This is a genomic window from Streptomyces milbemycinicus (assembly GCF_002154605.1).
In the GTDB taxonomy this organism is placed as follows: Bacteria; Actinomycetota; Actinomycetes; order Streptomycetales; family Streptomycetaceae; genus Streptomyces; species Streptomyces milbemycinicus.
This window is the reverse complement of the sequence record NZ_MUNE01000198.1, coordinates 17,845-33,868: the sequence shown is the minus strand read 5'-3', so window position 1 is coordinate 33,868 and position 16,024 is coordinate 17,845. Positions and strand designations below refer to the sequence as shown.

Genomic DNA, 16,024 nt, shown 5'->3' with positions numbered 1-16,024 from the left:
GAACACCGTCCGGTCCAGCAACTCGGCGTCGGCCGATCCCGTCTCCGCGAACAGCACATCGCGCAGCGGCCGGTCCATGTCTGCGTCCAGCTGCGCACACACCTCGTCCAGCGCGTCGGCGAACACCGGGAACCGCCCGTGCAGCTCCCGCCCCATCCCCAGCCGCTGACTGCCCTGTCCCGAGAACAGGAACGCCACCGTGGGCTCGGTGTCGGCGGCGCCCTCGGCGACCGCCGCCACGCCTTCCACGTCGGCCAGCAGTACCGCACGGTGCTCGAACACGGACCGGCTCGTCGCCAGCGAGAAGCCCACATCCACCGGCGCCAGACCGGGGTTCGTGTCCACGAACGACATGAGCTGGTCGGTCTGGGCTCGCAGTGCGGGCTCGTTCTTGCCCGACACCAGCCACGGCACCAGTCCGGGAGCCGCGGAAGAGCCCTCGGGCGCCGCGGGTGCCGGGCCGTGCTCAAGGATGATGTGGGCGTTGGTGCCGCTGATCCCGAACGACGAGACACCCGCCCGACGCGGCCGGTCGGCCTCCGGCCAATCAATGGGCTCGGCCAGCAGCTCGACCGCGCCGGCGGACCAGTCCACATGCGAAGTCGGCGCATCCACGTGCAGCGTCGCGGGCAGCACCCCATGCCGCATCGCCATGACCATCTTGATCACACCGGCCACGCCCGCCGCCGCCTGCGTATGCCCGAGGTTCGACTTCACCGACCCCAGCCACAGGGGCTGTTCGCGCTCCTGGCCGTACGTGGCCAGCAGCGCCTGCGCCTCGATCGGATCGCCGAGCCGGGTCCCCGTACCGTGCGCCTCCACCGCGTCCACATCCGACGTGGACAGCCCCGCGCTCGCCAGCGCCTGCCGGATCACCCGCTGCTGCGACGGACCGTTCGGCGCCGTGAGTCCATTGGACGCGCCATCCTGGTTGATCGCCGAGCCCCGCACCACCGCCAGCACCTCGTGGCCGTTGCGCCGGGCGTCCGACAGCCGCTCCACCACGAGCATGCCGACACCCTCGGACCAGCCCGTACCGTCCGCCGCCTCGGCGAATGCCTTGCACCGGCCGTCCGGCGCCAGCCCACCCTGGCGGCTGAACCCGGCGAATCCCACCGAGGTGGACATCACCGTCACACCGCCCGCCAAGGCCAGCGAGCACTCCCCCGACCGCAGCGCCTGGGCCGCCAGGTGCAACGCCACCAGCGATGAAGAACATGCGGTGTCCACCGTCATCGCCGGACCTTCCAGGGCCAGCGTGTACGACAGACGCCCGGACGCCACGCTCGCGGCGAGCCCGGTGCCTGCGTGTCCGGCCAACTCCTCCCCGGCGTTCATGACCAGAGTCGAATAGTCCTGGCCGTTCGTACCGACGAACACACCGGTCCGGCTGGACCGGAGCGACACGGGGTCGATCCCGGTGCGCTCGAACGCCTCCCACGCGGCCTCCAGCAGCAGCCGCTGCTGCGGATCCATCGCCAGCGCCTCACGCGGCGAGATCCCGAAGAAGCCCGCGTCGAACTCCGCCGCGTCGTGGACAAACCCGCCCTCGCGGATGGCCCCGCCACCCCGCCCGTCGGGGTCGTCGGCGAGTATGCCGAGGTCCCAGCCGCGGTCGGTGGGGAAGGCCGAGATCGCGTCACGGCCGTCGGCGACCAGGTCCCACAGCTGCTCAGGAGACCGGACACCGCCGGGGAACCGGCAGCTCATCCCGACGATGACGATCGGGTCGTCCAATGGGACGGCCGGCAACGTCGGGAGAGCGGTCTCGGTCCGCGTGCCCATGAGCTCGGTCAGCAGGAGCTGTGCCAGCGCCGCGGGCGTCGGGTGGTCGAACACCAACGTGGACGGCAGGCTCAGCCCGGTCGTCGCGGCGAGCTGATTGCGCAGCTCGATCGCGGTCAACGAGTCGAAGCCCAGGTCCTTGAAGGCCCGGTCGGCGCCGATGGCCGCCGTCCTGGAGTGCCGCAGCACCTGGGCGACCTCCGTACGCACCAGGTCGACCAGGAACCGCGACCGCTCGTCCTCCGGCAGCCCGGCCAGCCGCTCGGCGAGGCCTGCCCGGGACATCTCCGCGACACCGCCCGCGGCCTTACGACGACCGGGCCGTACCAGTCCGCGCAGGATGGCGGGGACACCGCCGGGCAGCCGCAGCGCGCCGTTTCCGATCCCGAGCGGCAGGAGCAGTGCCTCGTCACAGGCGGTGGCGGCGTCGAACAGCGCCAGTCCGCGCTCGACCGTGAGCGGTGGCATGCCCGCATCGCTGATCCGGCGCATCTCGTCGTCGCTCAGGGTGCTGGTCATACCCGTGCCCTGGGCCCAGGCTCCCCAGGCGAGGGAGATCGCGGGGAGGCCGTGGGCACGCCGGTGCTGGGCCAGGGCGTCCAGGAAGACGTTGCCCGCCGCGTAGTTGGCCTGGCCCGCGGTGCCCATCACACCGGACACCGAGGAGTAGCAGACGAATGCGGCCAGGTCGAGGTCACGCGTGAGTTCGTGCAGATGCCATGCGGCGTCGACCTTCGGCCGCAGTACCGCATCCAGTCGTTCAGGGGTCAGCGATCCGACGACTCCGTCGTCCAGTACGCCCGCGGTGTGTACCACCGCGGTGAGCGGGTGTCCGGCCGGGACGGCGGCGAGCAGTTCGGCGGTGGCGGCTCGTTCGGAGAGGTCACAGGCGGCCACGGTGACCTCGGCGCCGTATGCGATCAGCTCGTCCCGCAGCTCCACGGCGCCGGGGGCGTTGAGGCCACGCCTGCCGGCCAGCAGCAGATGCCGGGCGCCACGTCGGGTGACCAGATGCCGGGCCAGCTCGGCACCGAGCCCACCGGTGCCCCCGGTGATCAGTACGGTGCCCTCGGCGTCCCAGGGGCGGGGCGTGGTCAGGACGACTTTGCCGATGTGCCGGGCCAGGCTCATGTGCCGGAACGCCTCACGGGCCCGGCGCACATCCCAGGTACGCACCGGAAGCGGCCGCAGAGACCCGTCGCCGAACAGCCGTACCAACGCGACGAGCATCCGCTGGATGTGCTCGTGGTCCACCAGCCCCAGGTCGAACGGCTGGTAGTGGCACTCCGGCAGCGCCTGCGGGTCGCGGATGCCCGCCTTGTTCAGCGTGGCCGGCTCCAGGAACCGGCCGCCCGGCGCCAGCAGGCGCCGCGAGGCGTCGACGTACTCCCCCGACAGGGCGTTGAGTACGACATCGACCCCGCCACCGTCCGTGGCCTCGGCGAACCTCGGCTCGAACTCCGTGGTGCGCGAGGAGGCGATGTGATCCTCCGCCACGCCCAGCGACCGCAGGGTGTCCCACTTGCCCTCGCTCGCGGTGGCGAACACGTCCGCGCCCAGATGGCGGGCCAGTTGGATCGCGGCCATGCCGACGCCGCCCGCACCCGAGTGAATCAGCACCTTCTCCCCGGCTCGCAGACCGGCGAGTTCCACCAATGCGTGGTACGCGGTCAGGAACGCCAGCGGTACCGAGGCGGCGGTCTCCCATGTCCAGTCGTCGGGTACGCGGGTGACGAGCCGTTCGTCCGTCACCCCCACGGGGCCGAATCCGCCGGAGAGCAGGCCCATCACCCGGTCGCCCGGCCGGAGCCCGGTCACCTCGGGGCCGATCTCCTCGACCACGCCGGCGGCCTCGGAGCCGAGCGGCCCGGCTTCCCCCGGATACGTGCCGAGCGCGCCCAGGACATCGCGAAAGTTCACCCCGGCGGCGCGTACGGCCACCCGCACCTCGCGGCCCGTCAGTGGCTCGAGCGCCTTGGGGCACTCGGCGAGCGTCAGCCCGTCCAGACCGCCCTTCGCGTGGGTGTCCAGCCGCCACGGCGCACCGGTCGGCGGCACCAGGCTGTCGGACGAGGCCAGCTGCGTCATACGCGCGACACGTACCGCGCCCGCGCGGACGACTGCCTGTGGCTCCTCGGCGTCCAGCAGCCCGGGGAGTGCGGGCAGTACGGCCGCGGACTCCGCCGAGTCGTCCAGGTCCACCAGCAGGAACCGGCCGGGGTTCTCCGACTGGGCGGACCGTACGAGGCCCCACACCGCCGCGGCCGCCAGGTCGGTGATGTCCTGGTCCGCGTCGGCCACCGCTCCTCGGGTGACGAATATCAGGCGCGACCGGGCGAACCGCTCCTCGGCCAGCCAGTCCCGCAGCAGCTCCAGCGCGTGGTGGGTCAGTTCGCGCACCGACTCGGGGCACCGTGCGGGGTCTTCGCCCATGAGCGGTTCGCCCATGAGCGGGGCGACGACGATCTGGGGGACCGCGGCACCTTCGGGCCCGGCGAGGTCGGCCAACGCCCGTACCGGCGTGGTGTCCCGGGTGGCGCCCGCGGACTCCAGCACCGCGGCCAGATCCCACGCGTCCGTGCCGAGCACCGCCCATTGGGCAGCCCCGGCCACGCCGTCCAGCTGCCGGGGCACCCACTCGACCCGGAACAGCGAGTTCAGCTCGTCGCGGCCCGCCGTCGCGACCGTCCGCGTCGATGCCGGGCGCAGCGCCAGCGAGCTCACCGAGATCACCGGTGCGCCCTGTACATCGACGGCGCTCAGCGCGACCGTGTCCAGGCCGCTCCTGGTCAGCCTGACCCGCAGCGTCGATGCCCCCGAGGCGTGCAGCGACACCCCGCTCCAGGCGGACGGCAGCAGGCCCGGTTCGTCGCCGTCGACGTCCGTGAACACGGCCGCGTGGAGTGCGGTGTCGAGCAGCGCCGGGTGCACGCCGAAGGTTTCCGCGTCCCGTACGTCCTCGGGCAGGGCGACTTCGGCGAAGACCTCCGCGCCGCGTGTCCAGACCGCCCGCAGTCCGCGGAAGGCCGGTCCGTAGGCCAGACCGGCCCGTTCGTGGTGCTCGTACAGGCCGTCCAGGTCCATCGTGGCCGCCCCGGGCGGCGGCCATACCGTCGCATCGAAGTCGGCGACCTCCGCGGCCTCCGTGAGGACTCCCGTGGCGTGCAGGGTCCACTCGTGCCCGGGGCTGTCGGCGGGGCACGAGTGGAACCGCAGTTCCCGGTGTCCGAGGTTGTCCCGGCTCCCCACCCAGAGCTGCACCCGCACCGCGCCCCGCTCGGGCAGTACCAGGGGGGTGGTCAGGGACAGGTCCTCGATCCGATCGCATCCGGCCTGGTCGGCGGCGCGGACCACCAGTTCCAGGAAGCCGGTGCCGGGGAAGCACACCTGTCCGCCCACCACGTAGTCGGCCAGCCAGGGGTGGGTGGTCAGGGACAGCGTGCCGGTCAGGACCAGTTCCTCGGAGGCCGCCACCGTCATGGCGGCGCCCAGCAGCGGATGCCCGGCCGGCTCCAGTCCCGCACCGGTCAGGTCCGCCGCGCTCACAGAGGCGGACGGCCAGAACCGCTCGTGCTGGAAGGCGTATGTGGGCAGGTCGACCCGGCGCGCGCCGGTTCCGGCGAAGAACGCGGGCCAGTCCACACCGACGCCCGTCACATGCAGCCGGGCCAGCGCCGCCACCACGGCGGACTGCTCATCCCGGTCCTTGCGCAGCGCCGGGACCACCACGGCGTCGTCGGGCACCGACTCCTGGGCCATCGCCGACAGCACACCGTCCGGGCCCAGCTCGACCAGTACGGACACACCTTCCTCGGTCAGCGTCCGCAGCCCGTCGGCGAACCGCACCGGCTCTCGTACGTGCCGCACCCAGTACTCCGGCGACCGCAGCTCCTCCGCCGTGGCGAGGCCGCCGGTCAGATTGGACACGACGGGGATGGCCGGCTCCTGGGGCGACAGACGTGCCACCACGTGCCGGAAGTCCGCCAGCATCGGGTCCGTCAAAGGGGAGTGGAAGGCGTGGCTGACGGCCAGCCGCTTGGTCTTGCGGCCCTCGGCCTCGAGGTGGGCCGCGACCTGAAGTACCTGGGACTCCTCACCGGCGATCACCACCGAGCGCGGTCCGTTGAGCGCGGCGATCGACACCCGCTCGCCCAGATACGGGACGACCTCGTCCTCGGTCGCCTGTACGGACACCATCGCCCCGCCGGTCGGCAGCTCCTGCATCAGCCGGGCCCGGGCGGGCACCAGTGTGCAGGCATCCTCCAGCGAGAACACCCCCGCCACATGCGCGGCCACGACCTCGCCGATCGAATGCCCGGCGAGATAGTCCGGTGTGATTCCCCAGGACTCCAGCAGCCGGAACAGCGCCACCTCGATGGCGAACAGCGCGGGCTGCGTCCACCCCGTCTCGTCCAGCAGCGCCGCGTCGGCCGAACCGGGCTCGGCGAAGAGCACGTCCCGCAGCGGGCGGTCCAGCTCCCGGTCCAGATGTGCACACACCGCGTCGAGGGCTTCGGCGAACACCGGGAACCGACCGTACAACTCCCGGCCCATACCGGCCCGTTGACTGCCCTGGCCGGAGAACAGCACCCCGAGTCCGACGCCGCTCCTCGCCCCGCCACGGGCGATCTCCATCGGGCCGTCGTCATGGCCGACGTCCGCCAGCAGCACGGCGCGGTGCTCGAACAGCGACCGGCCCGTGGCCAGCGAGTAGCCCACGTCCAGCGGGGCCGGGCCGGGGTTCCCGTCGGCCCATTCCCGCAACCGGTCCAGCTGCGCCGCCAGCGCCTCCGCGCTCTTCGCCGACACCGGCCACGGCACCGGCCCCGCGACCATCGGCACCGTCTCGGACACCGCGGGCGCCGGACCCTGCTCGAGAATGATGTGCGCGTTGGTGCCGCTGATCCCGAACGACGAGACACCCGCCCGGCGCGGCCCGCCGGCCTCCCGCCACTCGGCCGGCTCCCGCAGCAGCTCCACCGCACCGGCCGACCAGTCCACATGCGACGACGGCTCGTCCACATGCAGCGTGCGCGGCAATATCCCGTGCCGCATCGCCATCACCATCTTGATCACACCGGCCACGCCCGCCGCCGCCTGCGTATGCCCGATGTTCGACTTCACCGACCCCAGCCACAGGGGCCGCTCACGCCCCTGTCCGTATGTGGCCAGCAACGCCTGGGCCTCGATCGGATCGCCCAGCGTGGTCCCCGTGCCGTGCGCCTCCACCGCGTCCACGTCCACCGGGGAAAGACCGGCACTCGCCAGCGCGGCACGGATCACTCGCTGCTGCGACGGACCGTTCGGCGCCGTGAGCCCGTTCGACGCACCGTCCTGATTCACCGCCGAACCACGTACCACAGCCAACACGTCGTGGCCGTTGCGCCGCGCGTCCGACAACCGCTCCAGCACCAACAGCCCCACACCCTCGGACCAGCCCGTTCCGTCCGCCGCATCCGCGAACGCCTTGCAGCGACCGTCCGGGGCCAGTCCGCTCTGCCCGCTGAAGCCCACGAACCCGCCCGGGGTGGACATCACCGTCACACCGCCCGCCAGCGCGAGCGAGCACTCCGCCGACCGCAGCGCCTGCGCCGCCAGGTGCAGCGCTACCAGTGACGCCGAGCAGGCCGTGTCGACGGTCATCGCGGGGCCTTCGAGACCGAGTGTGTAGGAGAGCCGGCCGGACGCCACGCTCGCCGCGATGCCCGTACCGGTGTGCCCCGACGTATCGGAGTTCGCCGTCCTGACCAGGTCCGAGTAGTCCTGGCCGTTCGTCCCGACGAACACCCCGACCTGGCTGCCACGGAGCGATACCGGGTCGACTCCGGTGCGCTCGAACGCCTCCCACGCGGCCTCCAGCAGCAGTCGCTGCTGGGGATCCATGGCCATCGCCTCACGCGGGGAGATCCCGAAGAAGTCGGCGTCGAACCCGGCCGCGTCGTAGAGGAAGCCTCCCTTGGCGGTGTCGCTGCTCCCGGAACCGCCGCCGGTAAGTCCGTCGAGGTCCCAGCCACGATCGGTCGGGAAGCCGGAAATCGCGTCCTGGCCCTCGGCGACCAGTCGCCACAGATCCTCGGGGGATCGCACATCGCCCGGAAAGCGGCAGCTCATCCCGACGATCACGACCGGGTCGTCGGCGACGTCGGCCGCGACGACCGCCGGGCCGGGCCTGTCGTCGCGGTCTCCCGTCAACTCGGCCACCAGGAAGTCCGCGAGGACGGTGGGGGTGGGGTGGTCGAACACCAAGGTGGCGGGCAGGCTGAGCCCGGTCACGGTGGCGAGCTGATTGCGCAGTTCGATCGCGGTCAGCGAGTCGAAGCCCAGATCCTTGAACGCCCGGTCGGGCTCGATCGCCGCCACGCCGGAGTACCTGAGCACCGCGGCGACCTCACCACGGACCAGGTCCAGTACGGCTGCGGGGCGATCCGCCGCGGCCAGCCCGGACAGCCGCTCCAGAAGGGCGGACGCGGTCCGTGCGATCTCCCGGCTGCCGACGGTTCCCGCCTCGGCAAGCTCGCGATAGCCGGGCAGGCCGGACAGGACCGGGCTGGGACGTACGCCGGCGAACACACGCAGAAACTCGGGCCGCTGGATGTCCGCGATGACGACCACCGCGTCCTGCCCGACAACGGCCCGGCTCAGCGCGGAGATCGCCATCTCGGGTTCCAGGGCCGAGGTGCCGGTACGCCGCGTAAGGGCGTCGCCCCGGCCGTCGCCGGCCATGCCGCCACCGGCCCAGGCTCCCCAGGCCACGGAGGTGGCGGGGAGGCCCTGAGCGCGGCGCCGCTCCGCCAGCGCGTCCAGTACCGCGTTCGCGGCGGCGTAGTTCCCCTGTCCCGGGTTGCCCAGCGCGCCCGCCGCCGACGAGAACAGTGCGAACACCGCGAGATCCACGTCCCGGGTCAGCTCGTCCAGGACGAGGGCGGACCGCACCTTGGACCGGAACACCGCCTCGAACCGCTCCGGCGTCAGCCCTTCCAGCACCCCGTCGTCCAGCACACCCGCCGCATGCACCACACCTGTCAGCGGGCAGTCGCCGGGAACGGCGGCCAGCACGGCCGCCACCTCGTCCCGATCGGCGACATCGCACGCCACCACCGAGACCCGCGCGCCCAAGGCCGCTAGCTCGGACCGCAACTCCTCCGCGCCCGGGGCCCTTTCGCCGCTCCGGCTGGCCAGCACCAGGTGTTCGGCGCCACTGCGCGCCAGCCAGCGGGCGACATGGCCGCCCAACACCCCCGTACCGCCGGTCACCAACACCGTGCCCGACGGCTCCCAGGCTCCCGCGCCGGTCCCGGCCGGCGCCGCGACAAGTCGCCGGCCGAACACTCCGGACCTCCGGACCGCGATCTGGTCCTCGCCCTCGAACCCGGCCAGCACCGCGGCGAACCGCGATACCACCCGCCCGTCCATGGCCTCCGGCAGATCGACCAGACCGCCCCAGCGCTGGGGGTACTCCAGCGCCGCCACGCGCCCAAGGCCCCACACCGCGGCCTGTACCGCATTCGTCACCCGCTCCGAGCGCCCCACCGACACCGCGCCCCGGGTGACCGCCCACACCGGCGCGTCAACACCCGCGTCGCCCAGCGCCTGCAGCAGCGACGTCGTCAGCGCGACCCCCGCGGGTACGGCCGGACGCTCCGCCGTCGCCGACTCCAGCAGCGCCAGCAGCGACACCACGCCCGCAAGCGGCCCCGCGTCCGCCACGACCTCGCGCAACCGCGCCGCCAGGACCGTACGGTCCGTGTCACCGGCCTCCAGCCGCACCGCCCCCGCGCCCAGCGCGGCGGTCACCGAGCACACCCACGGGTCCTCCGCCAGCCCCTCCGGCACCACGGCCAGCCAGGTGCCCGACACCACGCCCTCGGGCACACCGGTCAGTGGCTTCCAGGTGACGCGGTGTCGCCACCCGTCCACGACCGACCGCTCCCGCCGCTGCCGACGCCACGACGACAACGCCGGTACCAGCGATTCCAGCGCCGCGCCGTCGACATCCAGGTCGGCGGCCAACGCGCCGAGATCTTCCCGCTCCACCGCGGCCCAGAACTCCGCGTCCACCGGGTCCGCCGCACCGCCCGGTGCGGCCGCGGCGGCCTCGGGCCAGTACCGCTCGTGCTGAAACGCGTAGGTCGGCAGATCCACGCACCGCGCCCCGGACCCGGCGAAGAACGCCGTCCAGTCCAGACGAGCCCCGGCGATGTGCAGCCGGGCCACCGCCTCGGTCAGAGCCTCCTCTTCGGTCCGGTCCTTGCGGAGCGCGGGGACGAGGGCCGGGGCGGTCGGCTGGTCGCCCAGTGTCTCCTGGGCCATGGCGGACAGTACGCCGTCGGGGCCGACCTCGAGGAAGGCGGACGCACCGGCCGCGCTCATCACCGTTACCGCGTCGGCGAACCGCACCGGCTCCCGGACGTGCCGCACCCAGTACTCGGGGGAACACACCAGCTCGGCCGTGGCCGGCTCACCGGTCACGTTCGATACAAACGGGATCTGTGGCGCCTCGTACGAGATCCCACGCGCGACCTCGTCGAACTCGGCCAGCATCGGGTCCATCAACGGCGAATGGAACGCATGCGACACCCGCAGGCGGCGGGTCTTGCGGCCCTGCTCCTCGAACCGGGCCACGATCTCCAGCACCGCGGCCTCATCCCCGGCGATCACCACCGAGCGCGGTCCGTTGAGCGCGGCGATCGACACCCGCTCGCCCAGATACGGGACCACCTCGTCCTCGGCGGCCTGGAGGGACACCATCGCCCCACCGGGCGGCAACTCCTGCATCAGCCGGGCCCGCGCCGCCACCAGCGCACACGCGTCCGCCAGCGAGAACACCCCCGCCACATGCGCCGCCGCGATCTCACCGATCGAATGCCCCGCCAGAGTGTCCGGCCGGACACCCCACGACTCCACCAGCCGGAACAACGCCACCTCGATGGCGAACAACGCGGGCTGCGTCCACCCCGTCTCATCCAGCAGCGCAGCCTCCGGCGACCCTGGCTCGGCGAACACCACCTCCCGCAGCGGGCGCTCCAACCGCTCGTCCAGGTGCTCGCACACCGCGTCGAACGCCTCGGCGAACGCCGGGAAACGTGCGTACAACTCCCGTCCCATGCCCGGACGTTGGGCACCCTGGCCGGAGAACAGTACCCCGAGCCCGCCGTCCGGCCGGGCCACCCCCTGGAGCGCACCCGCCGTGGTCCGCCCGGAGAGCCAGGAGCTCAGTGACGCGTGCAGGCCCGTCGCGTCCTCGGCCAGGACCGCCAGCCGGTGTTCGAAGCCCGACCGGGTGGTGGCCAGCGACAGCGCCACGTCCAGCGCCTCCGCCCGCGGCGCGCTGGGCGTGGCGCCGTCGAGGAAGGACACGAGGCGGGCCGCCTGGGCGCGCAGCGCGGGTTCGGTTCTGCCCGAAAGCACCCACGGCACCATGGCGGGGCGCCCGGCGGGGGTGCTCTCGGGCCCGGGCTCGGGCTCGGGTTCGGGCTCGGCGGGTGGGGCCTGCTCCAGGATGGTGTGCGCGTTGGTGCCGCTGACCCCGAACGAGGAGATCCCGGCGCGGCGCAGGCGTTCCCCGTCCGGCCAGGCCACCGCCTCGGTCAGCAACTCGACCGCGCCCGCCGACCAGTCCACATGCGAAGAGGGGGCCGCCGCATGCAAGGTGGCCGGGAGCACCCCGTGCCGCATCGCCATGACCATCTTGATGACACCGGCCACGCCCGCCGCCGCCTGTGTGTGCCCGATGTTCGACTTCACCGACCCCAGCCACAGCGGCTGTTCGCGCTCCTGGCCGTACGTGGCCAGCAGCGCCTGCGCCTCGATCGGATCGCCCAGCTTCGTGCCCGTGCCGTGTGCCTCCACCGCGTCCACATCGGCGACGGACAGCCCCGCGTTCGCCAGCGCCTGCCGGATGACCCGCTGCTGCGAGGGCCCGTTCGGCGCGGTGAAGCCGTTGGACGCGCCGTCCTGGTTGATCGCCGAGCCCCGTACCAGGGCGAGCACCTGATGTCCGTTGCGGCGTGCGTCCGTCAGCCGCTCCACCACCAGTACGCCGACGCCCTCGGCCCAGCCCGTACCGTCCGCCGCCTCGGCGAACGACTTGCACCGGCCGTCGGCGGCCAGCCCGCCCTGGCGGCTGAACTCGATGAACGAGCCGGGAGTGGACATCACGGTCACACCGCCGACCAGCGCCAGTGAGCACTCCCCCGACCGCAGCGCCTGGGTGGCGAGGTGCAGGGCCACCAGTGAGGAGGAACAGGCGGTGTCCACCGTGACGGCGGGGCCTTCGAGACCGAGCGTGTAGGAGAGCCGTCCGGAGGCGGCGCCGGCGCCCATGCCGGTGCCGACGTTGCCTTCCAGGTCGGTCAGGGAGTTCACGGTCAGATACGAGTAGTCCTGGCCGCTCATGCCGACGAAGACCCCGGTGCGGGAGCCCTTCAGCCGTATCGGGTCGATCCCGGCCCGCTCCACCGCCTCCCAGGAGGTCTCCAGCAACAGCCGCTGCTGCGGATCCATGGACAGCGCCTCGCGTGGCGAGATCCCGAAGAAGCCGGGGTCGAAGTCGGCGACACCGTCGAGGAAACCGCCCTCCAGGGTGGCGCTGGCGCCCGGACGGCCGTCACCCGCGTCCAGCGCGTCCAGATCCCAGCCGCGGTCGACGGGGAAACCGGAGATCGCCTCGCGGCCGTCGGCGACCAGTTCCCACAGCTCCTCCGGGGAACCCACCCCGCCCGGGAACCGGCAGCTCATTGCCACGATCGCGATCGGCTCCGTTGCCGCGGCAACGAGAGTCTGGTTCTGCCGACGCAGCCGCTCGGTCTCCTTCATGGAGGCTCGGAGCGCTTCGACGACCTTGTCGCTGGGCGTAGCCATGATCAACTCCGTAGTTCGGCATGGATCCGTGGACATCGCTCACGGGCGCAGCGCCGCGTGTGCGGTTTCCCAGTGCGCGCCGTCGAACCAATCGGCGTCCCTGATTTCGAAGTGAAAGCGACGAGCCACTGGCAATCCCCTAGTCATTGCCGCAGCGCTCGCCAGCCAGCAGCTCAGCGCCCCGGTGTCGGCGAACTACTGGGGATTTCTTTGACCGTGTGCCGGTAGCAAAGAAGTCTGGCTGCCGATCGAGTACCGATCGCCTTGTTCGCGCGCTTCGACGCGCGAGCGCGTTCGGCATGCCTCCCGTCATCCAGCCCGCACCCGCGGAGGTGTTGATCGTGACCTCGTCCCGACGGCCGATCCTGTTTGTGAGTTCACCGGAGAGCGGGTTGTTCAACTCGCTGTTCACCATCGCCACCGAGTTGTCGCGGCAGGGGGTGCCGGATCTGTGGTTCGCCACCGACGACAAGCGGCGTGCGGACATCGAGGGAATCAACGAGGACAGCCCGGTGCGCTTTGCCTCCCTGGGCGAGGTGGTGCCCGAGTTCTCCTCCCCCACGTGGGACGATGCGACGTATCGGCGGGTCACTCAGCCGTCGCGGTGGAAGGCCCACCGCGCGCTCGTGGAGCACACCTTCAAACCGCAGCTGCGGGTCCCCAAGTACCGCGCTCTGGACGCGGTGGTGGATGAGGTCGAACCGGCGCTGATGATCATCGACAGCGTGTCGTTCTTCGGTGTCGAGGTGGCCATCACCAGGAAGATCCCGTTCATGCTGAGCGTCCCCTTCCTGCCCAGCAACCTCTTCATGACCAGCCTGCGGTCCAACTTCCCCTCGGCACACTCCGGTCTGTCGCTGCACATGTCCTTCGCACAGCGGATGGCCAATCGCTGGTTCAAGATCCGCAAGGTGGCGATGTTCTTCAAGCCGAGCATGCTCAAGACGCTCGGCGCCTTCAACCAGGTGCGCAAGGACCTCGGGATCGCCCCCGAGGCGGCCAAGATGACCGCGCGGACCGACCTGGCCGAACAGGTCCTGTGCTTCTCGGTCACCGGGCTGGAGTATCCGTTCCCGTTCCCCGACAACATGCGCCTGCTGGGCGCGATCGTGCCGCCACTGCCCGAGGCGCCGGACGACGGCGGACTGTCCCGGTGGCTCGACGCCCGGGACTCGGTGGTCTACATGGGCTTCGGTACGGTCACCCGGCTGACCGCCGACCAGGTGCGCTCCCTCGTGGAGGTGGTCCGCCGGCTTGAGGGGCGCCACGATGTGCTGTGGAAGCTGCCCAAGGAGCAGCAGCAGTTTCTGCCGCCGGACGGCGAGCTGCCGGGCAATCTGCGGATCGAGAGCTGGGTGCCGTCCCAGCTCGATGTGCTGGCCCACCCGAACGTCAAGGTGTTCTTCACCCACGGCGGGGGCAACGGCTTCCACGAGGGCATCTACTTCGGCAAGCCGCTGGTGGTCCGGCCGCTGTGGATCGACTGCTACGACCAGGCCGTACGCGGCGCGGACAGCGGGGTCAGCCTGACGCTGGACCGGCCGCAGACCTTCGACGTCGACGATGTGGTCGACAAGCTGACGCGGGTGCTGAACGAGGCCTCGTTCCACGAGCGGGCCCGACACTTCGCCCAGGTGCAGCGGGAGGCGGGCGGTTTGAACACCGCGGCCGATCTGATCCTCGGTTCCCCCGCGCTGAAGTGACACCCGGCCGACACTCCCTGTCCGAACACCACCTACGTGGGAAGCGTGAAAATGGCTACCGCTGACGCAATTCCGATCGAGTTTCCGAGGCGGCAGCCAGGCCGTCTCACCCCACCGGCGGAGTACGCCGGGCTGCGCTCGCAGGAAGGGCTGGTCAAGTCCTCACTGCCAGGCGGCAGCACGGTGTGGCTCGTCACCCGCCACGAAGACGTACGCAGTGTGCTCACCGATCCCCGGATCAGCTCCAACCCGCTGCACGAGGGCTTTCCCAGCATGGGAAAGAACGGCACGGTGCCGCCGCCCGACCAGGTGCCCGGCTGGTTCGTCGCGTACGACCCGCCGGAGCACGGCCGGTTCCGCAAGGCGCTCATCCCGGAGTTCACGGTGCGGCGCATCAAGGAGATGCAGCCGGCCATCCAGCGCATCGTGGACAGGCTCATCGACGCCCTGCTCGACGGCGGGAACTCCGCTGATCTGGTGGCCCAGTTCGCGCTGCCGGTGCCGTCGCTGGTCATCTGTGAGCTGCTGGGGGTGCCGTACTCCGACCATGAGTACTTCGAGTCCCGGACTCGCGTCCTGGTCACATTCACCTCGACCGACGAGCAGCGGGAGAGCGCGGCCAAGGAGCTCATCACCTATCTGACCAAGCTGATCTCCATCAAGCACAAGTTCCCGGGCAACGATCTGATCAGCGGGTTGCTGAAGAACGAGACGCTGACCGCCCAGGAGGTCTCCGGCATCGCGCTGCTGCTGCTGATCGCCGGCCATGAGACCACGGCCAACAACATCGCCCTCGGTGTGGTCATGCTGCTGCTGAACCGGGAGTGGATCGGGGATCCGCGCGCGGTCGAGGAGGCGCTGCGCTATCTGTCGGTCGCCGACCGGGTGGCTTTGCGGGTGGCGGTCGAGGACGTCGAGATCGGCGGTCAGCTGATCAAGGCCGGGGAGGGCATCGTGCCGCTGGGGGCGGCGGCCAACCATGACGAGAACGCCTTCGAGCGGGCCGACCAGTTCGATCCGGGCCGACCCGCCCGCCACCATGTGGCGTTCGGCTACGGCGTGCATCAGTGTCTCGGGCAGCACCTGGTCAGGGCCGAGATGGGGACCGCCTACCGGACACTGTTCGAGCGGATTCCCACCCTGCGGCTCGCGGTGCCGCCCGAGGAACTGCCGTTCAAGGACGAAGGGATCCTGTTCGGCCTGCATGAACTGCCGGTCACCTGGTAGTTCCGAAGGAGGTGAATACGTTGCGAATCAACGCGGACGCCGACCGCTGTGTCGGGGCGGGCCAGTGTGTGCTCGCCGCGCCGGACCTGTTCGACCAGGACGACGACGGCACCGTCACGGTGCTCACGGAGCCCGGCGCGGCCACGAAGGACGCGGCCCGGGAGGCCGTCCACCTCTGCCCGTCCGGGGCCATCACCCTGGAGGATGGCTGAGGGGCCCGACGCCCTCCCGGGTGTCTCGCCACGGCTCCTGACCCGGACTCCTGACCCGGACGGCTTCTGACCCGAACGGCTCCGACCGGACCTCGCGGCCCGGATGACGCGCTCCAGCCCCGCTGGAAGCCGTCATCCGGGCCGTTTGCCATGTCCTGGGCCTGCCCCTGTGGCCGTGGCGTGTCCGGGGGACGCCCGGTGGCATACGAGAGGCCCCCGGGCCCGTCCGCTCGACGG

General features: G+C 71.5%; 4 protein-coding genes and 1 pseudogene. 3 read left to right on the top strand and 2 right to left on the bottom strand.

The features are described 5' to 3' along the window. Positions 1-3,873 (bottom strand): type I polyketide synthase (locus tag CCN51_RS59980; RefSeq protein WP_425444763.1); only part of this gene is annotated, 3,873 nt, incomplete at its 3' end. Between the two features lie 12 nt (positions 3,874-3,885). Then, positions 3,886-12,600, bottom strand: a pseudogene (locus CCN51_RS17480) (type I polyketide synthase); the annotation flags it as partial. A gap of 386 nt (positions 12,601-12,986) precedes the next feature. Between CCN51_RS17480 and CCN51_RS17475 the strand changes: the two are divergent. Genes CCN51_RS17475 through CCN51_RS17465 form a run of 3 tightly spaced genes read left to right on the top strand, consistent with a single transcriptional unit; the run spans position 12,987 to position 15,787 of the window. Continuing rightward, positions 12,987-14,348, top strand: coding sequence for a glycosyltransferase (locus CCN51_RS17475; protein ID WP_043488715.1), 1,362 nt, complete (start codon positions 12,987-12,989; stop codon positions 14,346-14,348). 51 nt (positions 14,349-14,399) lie between these two features. Continuing rightward, on the top strand, positions 14,400-15,575 hold the full coding sequence (locus tag CCN51_RS17470; protein WP_014173253.1) for a cytochrome P450: 1,176 nt from the start codon (positions 14,400-14,402) through the stop codon (positions 15,573-15,575). 20 nt (positions 15,576-15,595) lie between these two features. After that, complete coding sequence (locus CCN51_RS17465) at positions 15,596-15,787, top strand: ferredoxin (protein WP_014173254.1); 192 nt, start codon at positions 15,596-15,598, stop codon at positions 15,785-15,787. The last annotated feature ends 237 nt before the right edge of the window (positions 15,788-16,024 follow it).